This is a genomic window from Bacillus sp. VA15 (assembly GCF_055721145.1).
Genome location: NZ_JBVQPQ010000004.1, coordinates 49600 through 66624, shown reverse-complemented (window position 1 = coordinate 66624; position 17025 = coordinate 49600). Strand labels below are relative to the sequence as shown.

Annotated in this window: 17 protein-coding genes; 14 read left to right on the top strand and 3 right to left on the bottom strand. The window is 44.1% G+C overall.

The window, feature by feature from the left end; all coding sequences use genetic code 11:
- The first annotated feature begins 48 nt into the window (after window positions 1-48).
- From AC0DBE_RS12115 to AC0DBE_RS12090, 6 genes are all read left to right on the top strand, one after another.
- Complete coding sequence (locus AC0DBE_RS12115) at window positions 49-1194, top strand: GNAT family N-acetyltransferase (protein ID WP_472962292.1); 1146 nt, start codon at window positions 49-51, stop codon at window positions 1192-1194.
- A gap of 210 nt (window positions 1195-1404) precedes the next feature.
- On the top strand, window positions 1405-2586 hold the full coding sequence (gene rodA, locus AC0DBE_RS12110) for a cell shape-determining peptidoglycan glycosyltransferase RodA (protein WP_061186547.1): 1182 nt from the start codon (window positions 1405-1407) through the stop codon (window positions 2584-2586).
- 105 nt (window positions 2587-2691) lie between these two features.
- The gene (nfsA, locus tag AC0DBE_RS12105; protein ID WP_472962290.1) at window positions 2692-3441 is read left to right on the top strand and encodes an oxygen-insensitive NADPH nitroreductase; all 750 of its coding nucleotides are present in this window, start codon (window positions 2692-2694) and stop codon (window positions 3439-3441) included.
- A gap of 175 nt (window positions 3442-3616) precedes the next feature.
- Window positions 3617-4618, top strand: a complete 1002-nt coding sequence (locus AC0DBE_RS12100) for an LLM class flavin-dependent oxidoreductase (protein ID WP_061186546.1) — start codon at window positions 3617-3619, stop codon at window positions 4616-4618.
- A gap of 94 nt (window positions 4619-4712) precedes the next feature.
- The gene (locus tag AC0DBE_RS12095; protein ID WP_472962287.1) at window positions 4713-5009 is read left to right on the top strand and encodes a transposase; all 297 of its coding nucleotides are present in this window, start codon (window positions 4713-4715) and stop codon (window positions 5007-5009) included.
- Window positions 5006-5893, top strand: a complete 888-nt coding sequence (locus tag AC0DBE_RS12090; RefSeq protein WP_472962285.1) for an IS3 family transposase — start codon at window positions 5006-5008, stop codon at window positions 5891-5893. Before AC0DBE_RS12095 ends, AC0DBE_RS12090 begins: the two co-directional genes overlap by 4 nt.
- 57 nt (window positions 5894-5950) lie before the next feature.
- Here the strand turns inward: AC0DBE_RS12090 and vpr are convergent, their stop codons facing one another.
- A complete protein-coding gene (gene vpr, locus AC0DBE_RS12085; protein ID WP_072183247.1) occupies window positions 5951-8371 on the bottom strand; it encodes a serine protease Vpr in 2421 nt (806 codons plus the stop codon).
- A gap of 528 nt (window positions 8372-8899) precedes the next feature.
- Here vpr and AC0DBE_RS12080 point away from each other — a divergent pair.
- Window positions 8900-9202 carry a hypothetical protein gene (locus AC0DBE_RS12080; RefSeq protein WP_003222155.1) on the top strand — a complete coding sequence of 101 codons (303 nt, stop codon included), beginning with the start codon at window positions 8900-8902 and terminating at the stop codon, window positions 9200-9202.
- Window positions 9203-9241: 39 nt separating this feature from the next.
- On the top strand, window positions 9242-10072 hold the full coding sequence (gene sacT / locus AC0DBE_RS12075; RefSeq protein ID WP_014115612.1) for a sac operon transcriptional antiterminator SacT: 831 nt from the start codon (window positions 9242-9244) through the stop codon (window positions 10070-10072).
- Between the two features lie 38 nt (window positions 10073-10110).
- Here sacT and AC0DBE_RS12070 read toward each other — a convergent pair whose 3' ends face one another.
- Window positions 10111-10881 (bottom strand): formate/nitrite transporter family protein, encoded by a 771-nt coding sequence (locus tag AC0DBE_RS12070; protein ID WP_087987339.1) that lies wholly within the window; start codon window positions 10879-10881, stop codon window positions 10111-10113.
- Between the two features lie 302 nt (window positions 10882-11183).
- On the opposite strand from AC0DBE_RS12070, the gene scrA reads away from it, so the two are divergent.
- From scrA to AC0DBE_RS12055, 3 genes are all read left to right on the top strand, one after another.
- Window positions 11184-12569 carry a PTS system sucrose transporter subunit IIBC gene (gene scrA, locus AC0DBE_RS12065; protein WP_014115610.1) on the top strand — a complete coding sequence of 462 codons (1386 nt, stop codon included), beginning with the start codon at window positions 11184-11186 and terminating at the stop codon, window positions 12567-12569.
- The gene (sacA, locus tag AC0DBE_RS12060) at window positions 12566-14005 is read left to right on the top strand and encodes a sucrose-6-phosphate hydrolase (protein WP_472962281.1); all 1440 of its coding nucleotides are present in this window, start codon (window positions 12566-12568) and stop codon (window positions 14003-14005) included. The genes scrA and sacA overlap by 4 nt, the downstream gene beginning before the upstream one ends.
- Window positions 14006-14098: 93 nt before the next feature.
- On the top strand, window positions 14099-14347 hold the full coding sequence (locus tag AC0DBE_RS12055; protein WP_003243437.1) for a hypothetical protein: 249 nt from the start codon (window positions 14099-14101) through the stop codon (window positions 14345-14347).
- Window positions 14348-14437: 90 nt separating this feature from the next.
- On the opposite strand, the gene AC0DBE_RS12050 is transcribed toward AC0DBE_RS12055, so the two are convergent.
- Complete coding sequence (locus AC0DBE_RS12050; RefSeq protein WP_472962279.1) at window positions 14438-15253, bottom strand: bifunctional hydroxymethylpyrimidine kinase/phosphomethylpyrimidine kinase; 816 nt, start codon at window positions 15251-15253, stop codon at window positions 14438-14440.
- A 143-nt stretch (window positions 15254-15396) separates the two neighbouring features.
- On the opposite strand from AC0DBE_RS12050, the gene AC0DBE_RS12045 reads away from it, so the two are divergent.
- The 3 genes from AC0DBE_RS12045 to AC0DBE_RS12035 are packed head-to-tail and all read left to right on the top strand — an operon-like array spanning window position 15397 to window position 16944.
- Window positions 15397-15735, top strand: coding sequence for a PadR family transcriptional regulator (locus AC0DBE_RS12045; RefSeq protein WP_014115606.1), 339 nt, complete (start codon window positions 15397-15399; stop codon window positions 15733-15735).
- Window positions 15728-16363 carry a permease prefix domain 1-containing protein gene (locus AC0DBE_RS12040; RefSeq protein WP_472962277.1) on the top strand — a complete coding sequence of 212 codons (636 nt, stop codon included), beginning with the start codon at window positions 15728-15730 and terminating at the stop codon, window positions 16361-16363. Before AC0DBE_RS12045 ends, AC0DBE_RS12040 begins: the two co-directional genes overlap by 8 nt.
- Before the next feature lie 47 nt (window positions 16364-16410).
- Window positions 16411-16944: a hypothetical protein gene (locus AC0DBE_RS12035; RefSeq protein ID WP_041521100.1), complete on the top strand. Its 534-nt coding sequence runs from the start codon at window positions 16411-16413 to the stop codon at window positions 16942-16944.
- Window positions 16945-17025 lie beyond the last annotated feature (81 nt).

Genomic DNA, 17025 nt, shown 5'->3' with positions numbered 1-17025 from the left:
CGCTAGGAGAATGTACGGAGCTTTTTTAAAAAAACAGGGGGGATGCTGATGTATCAGGTAGTCAAGCTTGAAAAAGAAGACTGGCGAGAAGTGATCCGCATGTCTGAATATGCTTTTCAGAAAGAACTCAGTGATGAGGAACGAGAAGAGAAAGTAAATGCTTTAGAGAACCATTACATCATCGGAATCAAAGAACAAGAGAAACTCCTCTCTAAGCTTCACATCATTCCCTTTTCTGTGATGTTGGAGGAACAGGAGATGAAGATGGGCGGTATTGCCGGGGTGGCAACCTGGCCTGAATACAGAAGAAAAGGTACAGTAAAGGAGCTTATTCGAAACGCTTTAACGGTCATGAAGAAAGAAAACCAAATCATCAGCTTTTTGCATCCGTTCCTGATCTCCTTTTACCGTAAATTTGGCTGGGAGCTCTGTTTCTATCAAAAACGCCTGAGCTACCTTAAAGAACAGTTTCAAAAGCTAGGCGATGTCTCTGGGTACGTGAAGAGGCTTCAAAAAGATGAAACAGATGCAGTGAATGCTATCTATAATCAGTACAGAACGAAGCATAATGGGCTGATGAAACGTTCAAAGGAGCATTGGACAGAGAAGGTCCATGGGATGAAAGCGATGTATATCTCTGAAGATGGGGTGCCCTGTGGATATCTTGTGTATGACATCAAAAATAAAACGATGCGAGTTAAGGAATTTGTTTATTTGAACAGAGAGGCACAGAGAGGCTTGTGGAATTTTATTTGCCAGCATGATTCGATGCTGAATGAAGTGGAACTGACTGTACGGATGGAGGAAGATCTTGATTTTTTAACTGTCGAACCCCGAGTCAAACAAGACATATATCCTTATAGTATGGCGCGCATTGTTGACGTTGAAGGTTTTTTTCGGGAATATCCAAAATCTCGCATGACAGCACCCTTTGACTTTAAGGTTACGGATCAATGGGCCCCATGGAATCAACAGACTTTCCGCGTCGACTCGGAGCAAGTGCAGATCATTCCAGAAGAGTCATCAGACCATCTAATAGAATGCAGCATATCTTCTTTAACCGCTTTCTTTCTAGGCGCCAGAAATGCCCGTTTCCTTTATGAAACAGGCATGATAAATGGGCCGGTATCGGAAATCAAACGGCTTGATGATGTTTTTCAGTCAAAACCTCCATTTCTTATGGATTTCTTTTAACCCCTTATTTAAAAGGGGTTTTTTTCATTTGAAAAGTTTTGTGTCAATCGAAACATTTCGGTTTATGATACGTCATATTTCGTGTAGCTGAAAAAGCGCCGCAAATGCGCAAAAAACAGAAAAGGAAGCGAGCTTCACGTGTCATCTTGAACTTGGTTCATGTATAATAAACATTAGTGATTTTCCGATGAAAATGTAAGGCGGGATAGAATGAGTCGATATAAGAAGCAGCAAAACCCCTTTTATCAGGGGGATTTGATTTTTATATTTGGTGTGTTTTTTATTATAAGCGTAGTATCAATTTATGCTGCCGGTCAATTTGGGCAGTATGGGAACACGGATTGGATACAGCAAATTGTCTTTTATCTTTTGGGAGCTATTGCGATTACAGTTCTGTTGTACTTTGATTTAGAGCAACTTGAAAAGTTAAGTTTATATATTTTTATCATAGGTATTTTATCTTTGATTATTCTTAAGATCAGTCCTGAGTCCATTGCACCGGTCATTAAAGGAGCAAAAAGTTGGTTTAGGATTGGGAGAATAACAATACAGCCCTCAGAGTTCATGAAGGTCGGTTTGATTATGATGCTTGCTTCAGTCATCGGAAAAGCCAATCCTAAAGGAGTTCGGACGCTTAGGGATGATATTCATCTCTTATTAAAGATTGCGGGTGTCGCAGTTATCCCTGTTGGCCTTATCCTGATGCAAGATGCGGGGACAGCAGGAATATGTATGTTTATCGTTCTTGTCATGATTTTCATGTCGGGTATAAATTGGAAACTGATAACGATCATTGCTGGTTCAGGTATCTTATTCATTTCACTTATTTTATTAGTCATAATAAACTTTCCTGACGTTGCTAAATCAGTTGGGATACAGGATTATCAAATTAAGCGGGTCACTTCTTGGGTTTCAGCTTCTAATGAGACGCAGGAAGATTCAAATGACAGCTGGCAAGTTGATCAAGCCATTATGGCAATAGGATCTGGCGGCATTATAGGAAATGGTATTTCTAATTTAAAGGTTTATGTTCCAGAAAGTACAACTGACTTTATCTTTTCTATAATAGGTGAGTCATTTGGCTTTTTAGGCTGTGCGATTGTCGTCATTATGTTCTTCTTCTTAATCTACAGGCTTGTCGTTCTGATTGACAAAATACATCCGTATAACCGTTTCGCATCTTTCTTTTGCGTTGGTTTTACGGCGTTAATAGTGATCCATACATTCCAGAATATCGGAATGAACATCGGTATTATGCCTGTTACCGGGATTCCGCTGCTGTTTGTCAGCTACGGGGGAAGCTCGACGCTTTCCACGCTAATCGGCTTCGGGATTGTGTATAACGCAAGTGTGCAGCTGACGAAATACAGAAGTTATCTCTTTAATTCTTAAGATGAAGACAGCCTTTACAGAGGCTGTCTTTTTTTGTGCAGAGCATTTCACTTTTGAGATCACTTTTTTTCGGATATGATAAATAGAGATAAGGAGGTTCTTGTGATGAATAACACAATCGAAACCATTTTAAATCATCGGTCGATCCGGTCTTTTACTGATCAGCTTTTGACTGCTGAAGAAATTGATATATTAGTGAAAAGTGCGCAGGCTGCGTCTACGTCCAGCTATGTCCAGGCGTATTCGATTATCGGGGTTTCCGATCCTGAGAAAAAACGTGAGCTGTCTGTGCTTGCCGGAAATCAGCCTTACGTTGAGAACAACGGGCACTTTTTTGTATTTTGCGCGGACTTACACCGCCACCAAAAACTGGCTGAGGAAAAAGGCGAAAATATTTCTGAGCTGCTCGAGAATACGGAAATGTTTATGGTCAGCTTGATTGATGCAGCGCTGGCAGCGCAAAATATGAGCATTGCCGCTGAATCTATGGGGCTTGGCATTTGCTATATCGGCGGCATTCGGAATGAACTGGACAAGGTGACAGAGGTGTTGCAAACGCCTGACCATGTGCTTCCGCTTTTCGGTCTGGCAGTAGGCCATCCTGCAAACCTATCCGGCAAAAAACCGAGATTGCCAAAGCAGGCTGTCTATCATGAGAATACGTATAATGTAAACACAGATGATTTCCGCGAAACCATGAATGCGTATGACCAAACCATTTCTGATTATTATAGAGAAAGAACAAACGGAAAGCGTAAAGAAACGTGGTCTGATCAGATTCTGAACTTTATGAAGCAGAAGCCGCGTACTTATTTAAATGACTATGTGAAAGAAAAAGGCTTTAATAAAAACTAAAGCAAACCTCTCCGCTTCGGAGGGGTTTTTATGTTTCACGTGTAACATATTCCGACAAATAGAGACATGTTATCACAAATAAATGGCGAATGATCGGGAAACACTGATAAGCAGTGTGAGCGGCTTTGGAGAAAAAATAAGGGATCAGTGATACGATGAGGATGAGGTGGTAGGGATGATTTCATTGAGTATATTAGATCAATCTCCAGTATCAGAGGGCAGCAGTGCAGAAACAGCCTTACAGCAAACCGTTGCACTTGCACAGGCTGCTGAGGACCTTGGATATAAGAGATTTTGGGTTTCTGAGCATCACTTTTCAAGGCGGCTGGCAGGGTCAAGCCCTGAGGTGCTAATCAGTCATATAGCAGCGAAAACGAAGCGAATCCGTGTTGGATCAGGCGGAGTCATGCTGCCGCATTACAGCGCTTATAAAGTAGCTGAGAATTTCCGTGTGCTGGAGGGGCTGACACCGGGAAGAATTGATCTTGGGGTTGGCAGAGCACCGGGGGGAATGCCGATTGCATCATGGGCGCTGAATGACGGAGGAAAACGCAATGCTGATCAGTATCCGCAGCAAATCAAGGAACTGACTATGTATTTACATGATTTGGCGGATGACAAACACCGTTTTCCGAATCTGACGGCTGCGCCGCATATTTCCACCGCGCCGGATGTGTGGCTGCTCGGCTCATCTGGAGAAAGCGCACTGCTCGCCGCTGATTCAGGCGCTGGCTATATGTTTGCCCACTTTATCAATGGAGAGGGCGGAGAGGATACGGTTAGACAGTATAAGAGACGATTTAAACCGTCTGTGTTAGGAGACACAGCCCGAGCGGCAGTCGCTGTTTTTGTTCTTTGTGCTGACACGGAGGAGAAGGCAGAGGAGCTTGCAGCAGTGCTTGATTTTACGCTTTTGGCAGGGGAGCAGGGCATTCCTTTAGAAGGAGTTCCTTCGTATGAAGCTGTTCGGGAAAATACGTACTCCCCTTATGAACAGAGACGAATTGCGGATAACCGAAATCGAATGATTGTCGGCACGAAAGAACAGGTTAAGGAGCAGCTGTTAGCTTTGAGTAAGGCGTATGGAACTGAGGAAATCATGGCGGTGACCATTACGCATCATTTTGAAGATAAGCTCCGTTCTTACCGCTTGTTGCAGGAAGCATTTGCGAATTAATCTGAAAAAAGCCCTGCCGATTTGATATGATCCCCTCATAGTAGACAGAAAAAAGAAAGCATACTAATCTGGCTACTATGGAGGGGATTTTTTTATGGGGAAAACACGTAAAACTTATGACATTCACTTTAAGAAAAAAGTTGTTGATCTTCATCTCAATGATGGGATGGGTTATCAGACAATAGCCAGAGAAATGGACATTGATAAAAACCAAGTAAGGAGATGGGTTAACCATTTTCAGGAAGAGGGAATGAAAGGACTCGAAGAGAAACGAGGCAAGGCAAAAGGCACTGGTATAGGCAGGCCAAGAATTCGGCCTGAAGATCCTGAATCTAAAATGAAACGGCTGGAAGCTGAAAATAAAATGCTAAAAAAGTTTTTGGACATGTGAAAGGAGGAATTGTACCAACACAAAGGAAGTTTGAAGTGGTCAAAGAAATGTCCGCAGGGACCTATTCTCTCCAATTGTTATGTCAGGTAGCCGGAGTCTCGAAAAGTGGTTATTATAAATGGCTGAGAAAACAAAAATCGCCTTCTGAAAAACAGAAGGCGGATGAGAGTGTAAAGAAAAAAATCATGGATTGTCATCAAAAACTTAGAGGAATTTATGGTTATCGGAGAATACAGGTATGGTTGAAAAAAATATATCGATTACATATCAACCACAAGCGTGTTCAACGCCTTATGAATGAATTGGGGATCCGGGCAGTCATCCGAAAAAAGAAACCCTATTATGGCAAGAAAGAAACTTACGTCACTTCTGACAACCATCTAAACAGAGATTTTACAGCTTCTAAACCTAATGAAAAATGGGTAACGGATATTACCTATTTAATGTTCAACGGCCAAAAACTGTACATGTCTGTGATGAAAGACTTGTATAATAATGAAATCGTTGCTTACCAGATCAGTCGCAGGAATGACCTGAAACTTGTAGTAGACACTCTTAAAAAAGCAAAGAAAAAACGGAATGTAAAAGGAGTACTCCTGCATAGCGACCAGGGTTTCCAATATACATCCCGCCTCTACCACAACCTACTCAAAAAATATCAGATGAAAGCCAGTATGTCGAGAAAAGGAAACTGTTGGGATAATGCTTGCATGGAAAGTTTCTTTAGCCATTTTAAAACGGAATGTATGTACTTATATTCATTCAAAACAGTTGAAGCAGTTCAAGACGCAGTATGTAAATATATTCGTTTTTACAACCATCAACGGTTCCAAAAGAAGTTAAACAACCTGAGCCCATATCAATACAGGACTCAGGCTGCTTAGTGCCTTTTTAAAACTGTCTACTTGACAGGGGTCACTTCAATTCGGCAGGGCTTCTTATTATTCAACTGTAAAAGGCTCTTCAGTCAGAACCTGGCTTGATTTGCCTTTGTTTGCGGCATAGGCGAGCAAGTAATATTCTCCGGCAGGAAGCTTGGTTCCGCCATTGATCGTGCCGTCCCAGTCAAAGTATTGATAGCCCTTATCTTGATTTTTATAAATGCCGGCTTGGCCTGCAAAATCAAGGTTGCTGTCATAGACGAGGAATGCCAGCTCTTCTGCTCCTGAAGGAAGGTAGGTTTCAATTTGATAGGTGCCTTGTACAGACCCTTCGCTGACGGAGACAGATGTTACTCTCGGATAATCCGGCTCTTTAACAATTAGCAATGTAGGTACCTTAGCGACGGTTTTTCCGCCTTCTCTGACGATAACCGTTCCTTCATAGGTGCCAGCTTTTGTTTTCTTAGTATTGACTTTTACTTTTGCAGTGGCTTTTCCGGTTTTATGTGCCGGAATCACAACACGGCTTGTGCCGGATGTGGAGATGCCGCTGCCGTTAAATGAGTATTCAAGTGTGTATGACTTTCTAATGGAAGATTGGTTTTCAATCGTAAACGTTTCTTTTTTCGTTTCGTTTCCGCTTTCCTTCAAGAATGTACCGTATGAATAGCTTCCAGGTGAGACGAGCGAGTCGGCTTTGATCGCGTTCATGATTCTCGCGCTGCCTGCACCTTGGGCGTTATGAGGATACACTTCTCCGTCGCCATCCTTTAAGGTGACAGCGGTATTCATGATGGCGGCTTTGATCTGTTCAACGCTCCACTTTGGTTTGGCTTGTTTGATAACGGCAACCGCTCCGGCAATATGAGGCGATGCCATGCTGGTTCCTTGTTTTGATCCGTACCCGTATGGGTTGTTAGGATCGTGTGTCGGGATGGTGCTGACGATATTGACGCCTGGTGCGGAAATATCAGGTTTAATCATCCACGTATCCATAACAGGGCCGCGTGATGAGAAATCAGCCACTTGCTCACCGAGCGATTTTGAGACCGTCAACTTGAATGTTGTTTTTGTCTCACCAGCTTTTATGGCGCTGACGAGTTTCTCACCGTCTTCTAATGAAAGCTTAATCGTTGGCACAGACATGCCTGGCACATTGGATTCAATTTCTCCAGTGAGGTTGTTATACACAACCATGCCGATGGCGCCGGCTTTTTTAGCATGATCCGCTTTATCCACAAATGCAATGCTGCCTCGTTTGACAACGGCGACTTTTCCTGTCAGATCTTTTCCTTCAAAGTCCTTTGCTTCGCCGATTCCCGCTTCAACAAGCTCAATTTCTTTGTTATTGAGCGCCTTGACATCGTCCTCTTTGTTATAGCCCATCACTTTTGCTGAAGAGTAGGAGCCGAAAGTGACGGCATATTCGTTGAGCGGCAGCTGGGTCGCACCGACAGAAATCGCTTCTCTTGATGTGCCAGGTGATCCGACTGTCCAGCCGTTCGGTCCGCTGTTGCCGTTTGACGTAACAGCGACAACGCCTTCTGACATGGCCCAGTCAAGCGCTGTGCTTGTCGCCCAGTCCGGGTTGTTTAATGAGTTTCCGAGAGACAGGTTCATCACATCTGCTCCGTCCTGTACAGCACGTTCCACGCCGGCAATGACGTTTTCTGTTGTGCCGCTTCCGCCAGGACCTAACACGCGGTAAGCGAGAAGTGTGGCATCAGGCGCAACCCCTTTAATCGTTCCGTTTGCGGCCACAGTTCCGGCTACGTGTGTTCCGTGGTCAGTTGCTCCGCCTCTCGGATCACCTGTTGGTGTTTCTTTTGGATCGTAATCATTGTCTACAAAATCGTATCCTTTATATTGTCCGAAGTTTTTCTTCAGATCAGGGTGATTGTATTCAACCCCGGTATCAATAATGGCCACCTTGACGCCTTTTCCTGTGTAGCCTAAATCCCATGCATCGTTTGCTCCGATATACGGCGCGCTGTCATCCATTTGCGGAGATACGGCGTCCTCGGAGATCGTGACGTCTTTATCCTTTATATTGTCTGTTTTGTATGTGACGTTCGGGTATACTGCCTTAACGTCTTTTACCGCGAGAAGTTTTGGAATCTCATTAGCTGGGAGCTTCATAGAAAAGCCTGAGAATACCTGCTCATATTCCCGGTTAACTTTCCCGTTTTTCACCGCTTTGAGGGCTTTGTTTTTTGCTGTGGTGCGAGCGGTTTTTAGCTTGCTTTTCGTTTGGCTTTCTCCCGCTTCCTTCGCCTCTGCCAAGGATTTTTCTTTTAATTCCACGATAACGGTTGTTTTTTTGCTTGTTGTCGTGTCGATATCACCGAATACCTCGGCTTTTTCCAGGTCAGCCGACGTTTTTGAAGAAGCCGGAGCTGCCTGTACTCCTGTCATACCTGTGGATAACGCAAAAAATACAACAAAACTTAGAAGCAGAAAGCGAATGATCCCCTTTTTCAATGTGTTTCCCCCTTTGTGTTTAGAAAAAATGTTATAGATCTAGTATATATTTCTTGAAAATTCAAAAAAATCCTTGTGTCATTTGGACCATTTATTGGATTTTGTTTGTGTATAAGGAAGGAGTTATACACAGAACCCTGTGTATAAGTGAATAAACCTGTGTATATATATAGTTGGGAATATATGTTCTTATACAAAATATAGATAGGGTTTGTGGACATGTGGATATCTATTGTGATTAAGTTGTTCTTATCTTTGGGATAACTTGTGTATAAAGTTTTTAAAGCAGTTCTCCAATTTTCATTTCATTTCTTTCAGCTTTCAACAAAACTTCTAAAAACTAGTTGGTTTTTTCACTCATATTGTGACAAAGAATTCTCTTTCCGCAGTCTATTATAGAGTCATGAGTTTTGCTAGAGCCGCTAGTTTGCGAGAAAAGAAATCGGCCGTCTTTTCCCGTGGGCTGCGGCTGAGAAAACGGGCTGCTAAAAGGCTGCCTGCCAAAAAGAAGCGGAGGGATGTTTTTCTATGAAACGTTTGCTTGTATCTTTACGGGTGTGGATGGTCTTTTTGATGAACTGGGTGACGCCGGACAGAAAAACTGCGGCTGCCGCAGTCTATTCGGCTCAGCGTACATACCAAAGAAAAGCGGCGGTGCAGGCCGCGGGACTTGTTTCGTTTTATGAGTGGCGGATGGCTGTGAATGAGGAAGAAAAGCAGAAAGCGAAAGCCGCCGCGCTTTATAAAAGAAGATGTTTGCAAGCCTTCAAGGAATCGCCAAAGCAGGAGAGAGCTGGCCCGCATCTTTACATGGCGGTCAAAAGGAGGTAAAATCCCAGTCAAAAGCTAATTGGCGGGAGAGATAGCCTCTTGAAAATCTATAAAGTACTAAACAACAATGCGGCTTTGATAAAAGAGGATGATCAGGAAAAAATCGTGATGGGGCCAGGGATCGCTTTTCAAAAAAAGAAAAATGACCTCATCCCTATGAATAAAGTGGAAAAGATCTTTGTCGTGCACGACGAGAATGAAAAGTTTAAACAAATTCTGCAAACGCTGCCGGAGGAGCATATTGAAATAGCTGAGGATATCATCAGCCATGCGGAAGGAGAGCTCGTGGCGCCGCTGAGCGACCACATTCATATCGCGCTTTCTGACCATTTGTCCTTTGCGATCGAAAGGATTCAAAATGGGCTGCTTGTGCAGAATAAATTGCTGCATGAGATAAAAGCGCTCTATAAAAAAGAATACGAGATCGGCCTGTGGGCGATCGGACATGTAAAAGAGACATTGGGCGTGTCTCTTCCTGAAGATGAAGCGGGTTATATTGCCCTTCACATCCATACGGCGAAAATGGATGCGGAGAGCATGTATTCAGCGCTGAAGCATACGACCATGATCAAAGAAATGATAGAGAAAATAGAACAATACTTTAATCGAAAGGTGGATGAAAACAGCATTTCCTATCAACGCCTTGTCACGCATTTGCGATACGCGGTCAGCCGGTTGGAATCAAATGAAGCGCTCCATCGTATGGACGAGGAGATGCTTTATTTCATCCAAAAAAAGTATTCATTTGCCTATCAATGTGCGCTGGAGCTGGCGGAGTTTTTGAAAAGTGAATATCAATTACATTTGCCGGACTCCGAGGCCGGTTATATCACGCTGCATGTCCAGCGTCTTCAAGATCTCTCGGAATAACCGCTTTGACTTGCAGGGAGTGATCTCTGGAAGTTTTTTTATTTATCGGGATTGAGCGTGTAGTACATCCAGCCCATCATTACCATTCCCGCGGTCAGATTGCCGAGCGTAACGGGAATTAAGTTTCTGACTGCTCCCATTACTGTCACTGTATCAGGGTGCTCGATCAAAAGTGAGATGGCGAATGTGCACATATTGGCAATGCTGTGTTCAAAGCCGGAAATAAAGAAGCAGAAAACGAAAAGCATCATGGCAAACAGCTTTGCTCCTTCCCCTTTGAGAGACATCGGAATGAAAAAGGCGAGGCACACAAGCCAATTGCACAGCATTCCTCTGAAAAACAGTTCGGAAGCGGGCGGCTCCATTTTGTGCTCTGCCAGATGAATCAAAAAGGAATGAACAGAAGCCTCCTCAAAAAGTCCTGTCGCGCTGATCAGAATGGCAAATAGAATGGCGCCGATCAAATTGCCGGCATAGCTTGACATCCATAGGTACAGAGTGTCGCGCCAGCGGATTTTTTTTCGGAGCGCGGTATATGTGAAATAAAAGGTGTTGCCGGTAAATAAATCTCCGCCCCCGTAAGCAATCAGCAGAATAGCGGCCCCGAATGTGACGGCGGCTGCCGGAAAAGCAAACGGAGAATCCGCCATAAAGAAATAGCTGCCTGTTTTGCTTGCGGCTGTAATGCCGAATCCGATAAACATGCTGGCCAAAATGGATCTGAGCACATAACGGATTTTGCTAGAAACAAATATGTTTTGTTTGTTCAAAGCGTACTGTTCAACCTTTTGCAATGCTTGAGTTTCCATTGTCTTTTTCCTGCTTTCTCTGATGGTTGAGCATAGTATAACACGATATTGTGAAATGTTTCACAAATATTTTTTACGAATTTTTGTCTAAATGTTTTATCAAACTTTTTAACTAAAAAAATAGTTGACGAAAACGCTGTCATGATTTATGATGAAAGCGTATTCTCAATCTAAATAAGCGGGATTGTGACTGGTAAAGCAGGCAAGACCTAAAATTTGCGTAAATGAAAAAGGATCGCTGTGTCCTTTATTCGTTGGCGAATTTTAGGTCTTTTTTGTTTAAATAAAAGGGGGAGAAACAGATGGATTACAAAGAGACTGCCAAACGCCTCATTGAACTTCTCGGGGGGAAAGATAACATTATCAGCGCGGCTCATTGTGCAACAAGACTGCGTTTAGTGATGAAAGATGAATCAAAGATAGATCAAGCACAAGTAGAAGAGCTTGATGGCGTAAAAGGCGCTTTCAGCAGCTCTGGCCAGTACCAGATCATTTTCGGAACAGGCCTTGTCAATAAGGTGTACGATGCTTTTTCTAAGGAAGCCGATACTGAGCGTGAAGAACACGTAAATCATCAGGATGCAGCAAAAGAAAAACTGAATCCCGCTGCGAGATTTGCGAAAACGCTTTCTAATATTTTCGTTCCAATCATCCCGGCTATTGTGGCCAGCGGCCTATTAATGGGATTACTGGGTATGATCAATGCGTTTCATTGGATGAGCAAGGATTCTGCACTGCTGCAGCTGCTCGATATGTTCTCAAGTGCGGCATTTATTTTCTTGCCGATTTTAATCGGGGTCAGTGCTTCAAAAGAGTTTGGCAGCAACCCTTACTTGGGAGCGGTCATCGGGGGTATCATGATTCATCCGACGCTTTTGAATCCATGGGGTTTGGCGGAAGCAACACCTGATTATATGCATCTTTTCGGATTTGATATCGCGCTTCTCGGCTACCAGGGAACTGTTATCCCTGTCCTGTTGGCGGTTTATGTGATGAGCAAGGTAGAGAAATGGACAAGAAAAGTGGTTCCGCATGCGGTAGATTTGCTTGTTACACCTTTTGTTACAGTGATTGTCACCGGGTTTGTCGCTTTTATCGCGATTGGTCCTTTGGGCAGAGCACTTGGCTCCGGCATTACGGTTGCTTTAACTTATGTATATGACCATGCCGGTTTTGTTGCGGGTCTGATTTTCGGGGGCACGTATTCACTCATCGTTTTGACAGGTGTTCATCACAGCTTCCATGCGATTGAGGCAGGGCTTATTGCAGATATAGGCAAAAACTACTTGCTGCCGATCTGGTCAATGGCGAATGTCGCACAGGGCGGGGCGGGCCTTGCCGTTTTCTTTATGGCGAAAAAGGCAAAGACAAAAGAAATCGCGCTTCCGGCTGCATTTTCCGCTTTTCTCGGCATTACTGAGCCAGTTATATTCGGAGTCAATCTTCGCTACCGAAAACCATTTATCGCCGCGATGATCGGAGGCGCATTGGGCGGTGCATATGTCGTCTTTACACATGTTGCTGCAAACGCTTACGGGTTAACGGGTATTCCGATGATCGCTATTGCGGCGCCGTTTGGCTTTGGCAACTTGATCAACTATCTGATTGGAATGGCGATTGCGGCAGTGTCAGCGTTCATTGCAGCGTTTATCATGAAAATTAATGAGGATGAGGGGAGAAAAAAATGACAGCACATGATCAGGAGCTTCGTCGCCGGGCTTATGAAGAAGTGGAGAAAAATGAACCTATTGCTAATAGCGATCCGCACCGCCAGCATTTTCACATTATGCCGCCGGTTGGTCTGCTGAATGACCCGAATGGCGTGATATATTGGAAGGGCAGCTATCATGTGTTTTTCCAGTGGCAGCCGTTTCAGACGGGGCACGGCGCGAAATTCTGGGGACATTATACGAGTCAGGATGTTGTGAATTGGAAGCGGGAAGAGATTGCGCTCGCTCCGAGTGATTGGTTCGATAAAAACGGCTGCTACTCGGGCAGCGCTGTCACGAAAGACGATCAGCTCTATCTGTTTTACACAGGCAATGTCAGGGATCAGGATGGGAATCGGGAAACGTATCAGTGCCTTGCTGTATCTGACGACGGATTGTCCTTTGAGAAAAAAGGTGTCGTCGCCCGCCTCCCAGAGGGATACACGGCGCATTTTCGCGATCCGAAGGTATGGGAGCATGAAGGCACATGGTATATGGTGATCGGTGCGCAAACGGAGAATATGCAAGGACACGCTGTGTTGTTTGCTTCTGATAACCTGGCAGAGTGGAGATTTCTCGGCTCGATAACCGGCGCGGGCTTCAACGGGTTGGAACATTTTGGGTACATGTGGGAATGCCCTGACTTGTTTTCCCTTCAGGGGTCCGACGTGCTGATAGTCTCGCCTCAAGGGCTTGAGGCTGATGGTTTTCGTTATCAGAACGTGTATCAATCAGGTTATTTTGTCGGACGTCTCGATTATAACAAGCCTGAACTGAAGCATGGTGATTTTACGGAGCTTGATCAAGGCTTTGATTTTTACGCGCCGCAAACACTTGAAGATGATCAGGGAAGGCGGATTTTGTTTGCATGGATGGCTGTGCCTGATCAGGATGAAAGGTCTCATCCGACGATTGACTATCACTGGATCCACTGTATGACGCTGCCGAGACAGCTGACGCTATCAGGGCAGAAGCTGATTCAGCAGCCGCTGCCTGAGCTGAAAGCCATGCGCAGGAATGAGAAGAACATACAAATCAACATGCATGGATCATCTGGTACGCTTCCAGTTGAAAACCCTGAAAGAACTGAGATCTTGATCGAAGACATTGATACACAGTTCGGATTTTCAATCAGTATCCGTGGTACGGCTGCGTTTTCCTTTAAAAAGGAGGAGGGAATTGTTACGCTGGAGCGAACGAGCTTCGACGGAAAACGAACAGAAGCGAGACATTGCCGCATCAAGGATTTGCATACCGTGCATATGTTTATCGACGCGTCATCTATAGAAATCTTTATCAATAATGGAGAAGAGGTCTTTAGTGCAAGATATTTTCCTTTCCCGGGAAATCATGAAGTCACAGCCAGCTCGACCGGAAAATCTAAAATGAACGTCGGAATTTGGATACTTATGTAGAAAATCCTTCTATTTTCTTATGTGAAATCTGAGCCATCTGTGCTATTCTTCAACGATAACCTACTATTTTTTTCTGTAAAAGGAGTTGTTTTCTTGAATATACATGAACAGAAGATAACACCGGAATGTTTGGAAAAGGCTGCTAACCAAGTTGAAGATAAGCGGGAAGAATATAAGGATGTGCTGCTTCAGCTGAAAAAAATGCTTGGCGGAACAACGCCGCACAGTGAAACGGCGGAAATTCTTACGCGGGCATATGAACAAATGAAGGAATATGCACTTTTTGTTCAGTCGATAGAAACATTTTTGAGGAAATCTGCAAACAATTTAAAAATCAAATAAACAGGCTGCCGATGGGATCGGCAGTTTTTTCTGTGAAAAGTCTTCGGTGATTTAAAAAGGGCTGCCTCTCTGTAAGGCAGCCCTTTTTGTTTATGATTGTTGATTCAGGCGAAGTGCAGAATGCTTCGTAGGACCAACATATTGGTTGAGCGGGAAGGATTCTTTAATAGCAGCGGTAATGAATTCTTTCGCTGCGTAAATGGCTTCTTTGACTTCTGCACCTTTGGCGAGCTCCGCTGTCACGGCTGCTGAGAAGGTACAGCCTGCGCCGTGTGTATAAGGCGTATTGATCATTTCGCTTTCAAGGACTTCCGCTGTTTCTCCGTCGTAGAGAACATCAACGGCTTTTTCGTGTTTGAGTTTGCCTCCGCCTGTAATGACAACATATTGGGCGCCGAGTGCGTGTATTTTTTTCGCGGCTTCGATCATATCGTCAACTGTTTTTAATTCATCCATGCCGCTGAGCTGGCTGGCTTCAAACAGATTCGGCGTAATGACAGTGGCTAGCGGCGCTAATTGTTCACGCAGGGCTTGGGCGTGCTCCGGATAAAGGACTTCATTAGCTCCTTTGCAAACCATGACCGGGTCAATCACCACATTTTTTAATTGTTTTTCTTTGATCGTTTTTGCTGCAAGCTCGATAATGTCAACGGTTGGCAGCATTCCTGTTTTCATGGCGTCCACACCGATGCCGTCCGTAATCGTTGCAAGCTGGGCACGAATTGTATCAGTATCGATCGGAAACACTTGATGGTCCCAGCTGTTATTCGGGTCCATCGCAACGATCACCGTTAAGGCGGTCATCCCGTATACGTTTTTTTCTTGAAATGTTTTTAAATCAGCTTGAATCCCAGCACCGCCGCTGGAATCTGAGCCGGCAATGGTGAGTGCTTTATGCATAGACATGTCTTGAACCTCCATCATGTTTTGTCTTTCATTATAGTTAGATTTTCTCTGTATCACAATATAGAAGAACGATAGGAATCATTTGACAATATCAAGAGGCTTTCGTAAAATGCTACATAAGAATACTAGGTAGGGGTTTTGTGATGTTAAATCGTGAGCTGGTGAAGGGCAGCACTGTTATATTGGTATTGACGCTTCTGAACGAGCGGCCGATGTACGGTTATGAGCTTGTAAAAGAAATGGGAAGCCGCAGCGGAAATGAACTGCAGATGAAAGAAGGGACCTTGTATCCTTCTCTTCACAAGCTTGAACGCCAAGGGTTTATTTCTTCATATTGGGAAAAGCAGGAGAAAGGGCCGGACCGCAAATATTACCGGATTACAGATGAAGGAAAAGAGGTGCTGGCGGAACGTACGAAGGAATGGAGCGTATTTTCCGCTATGATGGACCGATTGCTGAAACGGAGCGGGCAGAATGGATAAAGAAACGTATTTATCTGAAATCAAAAACGGGCTTAAGGAGCTTCCTGAAGGCGAGGCAGTGATAGAAGAGATTGAGAGCCATATTGAACATCATCTGCTTCACTCTCTTCAAGAAGGGAAGAGTGAGGCGGAAGCTATGCAGACTTTATTACTGGCATTCGGGACGCCTGCTGACATTGTTTCTTCGTTTAAAAAAGAACAGCCTGTAACGTTCCGTGCGTTTTTGATGTTCCATCTTTTCTGTAACAGCTCACTATTCGCTGTCGGCATCGCCATTACGATGATGTATGCCTGGCTTGAATCACCCATTGTTCATGCTATATGGAAAGGCATTTCTGTTTCTGTGTGGCTGATCTTAGCTGCATATATGATCTACTGGGTCCTGATTGGGTATCAAGGGGTGAGGGAGTTTGGAAAACGCGGAGAAAAGCTTGTTTTACATACGATTCTGATCTCAATGGTGCCAAACGTCATTTTTATGCTTGTTTTTCTGTTCAATGTAATTCCTGCTACGCTGTTTCAATCCTTGCTGACACCTTGGTTTGTCGGAACTTGTGCTTGTGCAACGCTGTTATTTCCGTTATTCGGCCGAATGGGCTGTTATATTGGCAGGCGTCAGCTTGCCTGATTTTTTAGGTATATACATAGAATTTCTATGTAAGGGAGGTGTATGTCGTGAGGATTAGCTCTTGTTTATATGGCTTTGTCGCTCATGGGGCAGTATTTTTGTTTACTGGTGGCTGCATGCTCTTGGCTATGTTAGCCAGCTTGCCTTTTGTTTTTCTGCTTGATTGGCTGCCTGATGTCGTCTTTACAGCCGGTGCCATTCTTATGCTGTTATGTTCATATGCTTATGTCTGGTTTTGGGCGGTCCGATTTGCATATAACCAGAAAATGCGCCTGTTCGAGGTTCAATTGGGGTCCTTTGTGTTGCTTGCCTTCATGATATCTTTGTTTTTATTGGATGGATCTAGTATGAAAGACATCGTGATGAATTGGGACGATGCAGGCTGTGCTTTTGTTCCGCCGGCTTTTACTTTTTTGTGTCTTTCTTATGCGCTGGTGCTGCTTCCGGTCTATCAATCTAAGCTGTGGCATCTCATCCTTCCGAATGGCGTCCGCCTGAAAGATCTTTTTCCTGTCTTTGGAGATCTGATACTGATCATGGTGCTTCTGATCGGAGCCACATTACTGTTTCTATCATTCTAGTATCCCGTTTCAGTAGGATATTCCCACTGATCTCCTGTCCAATATATGTTTTAATAGTACATGACTATGAAAATGAGAAGG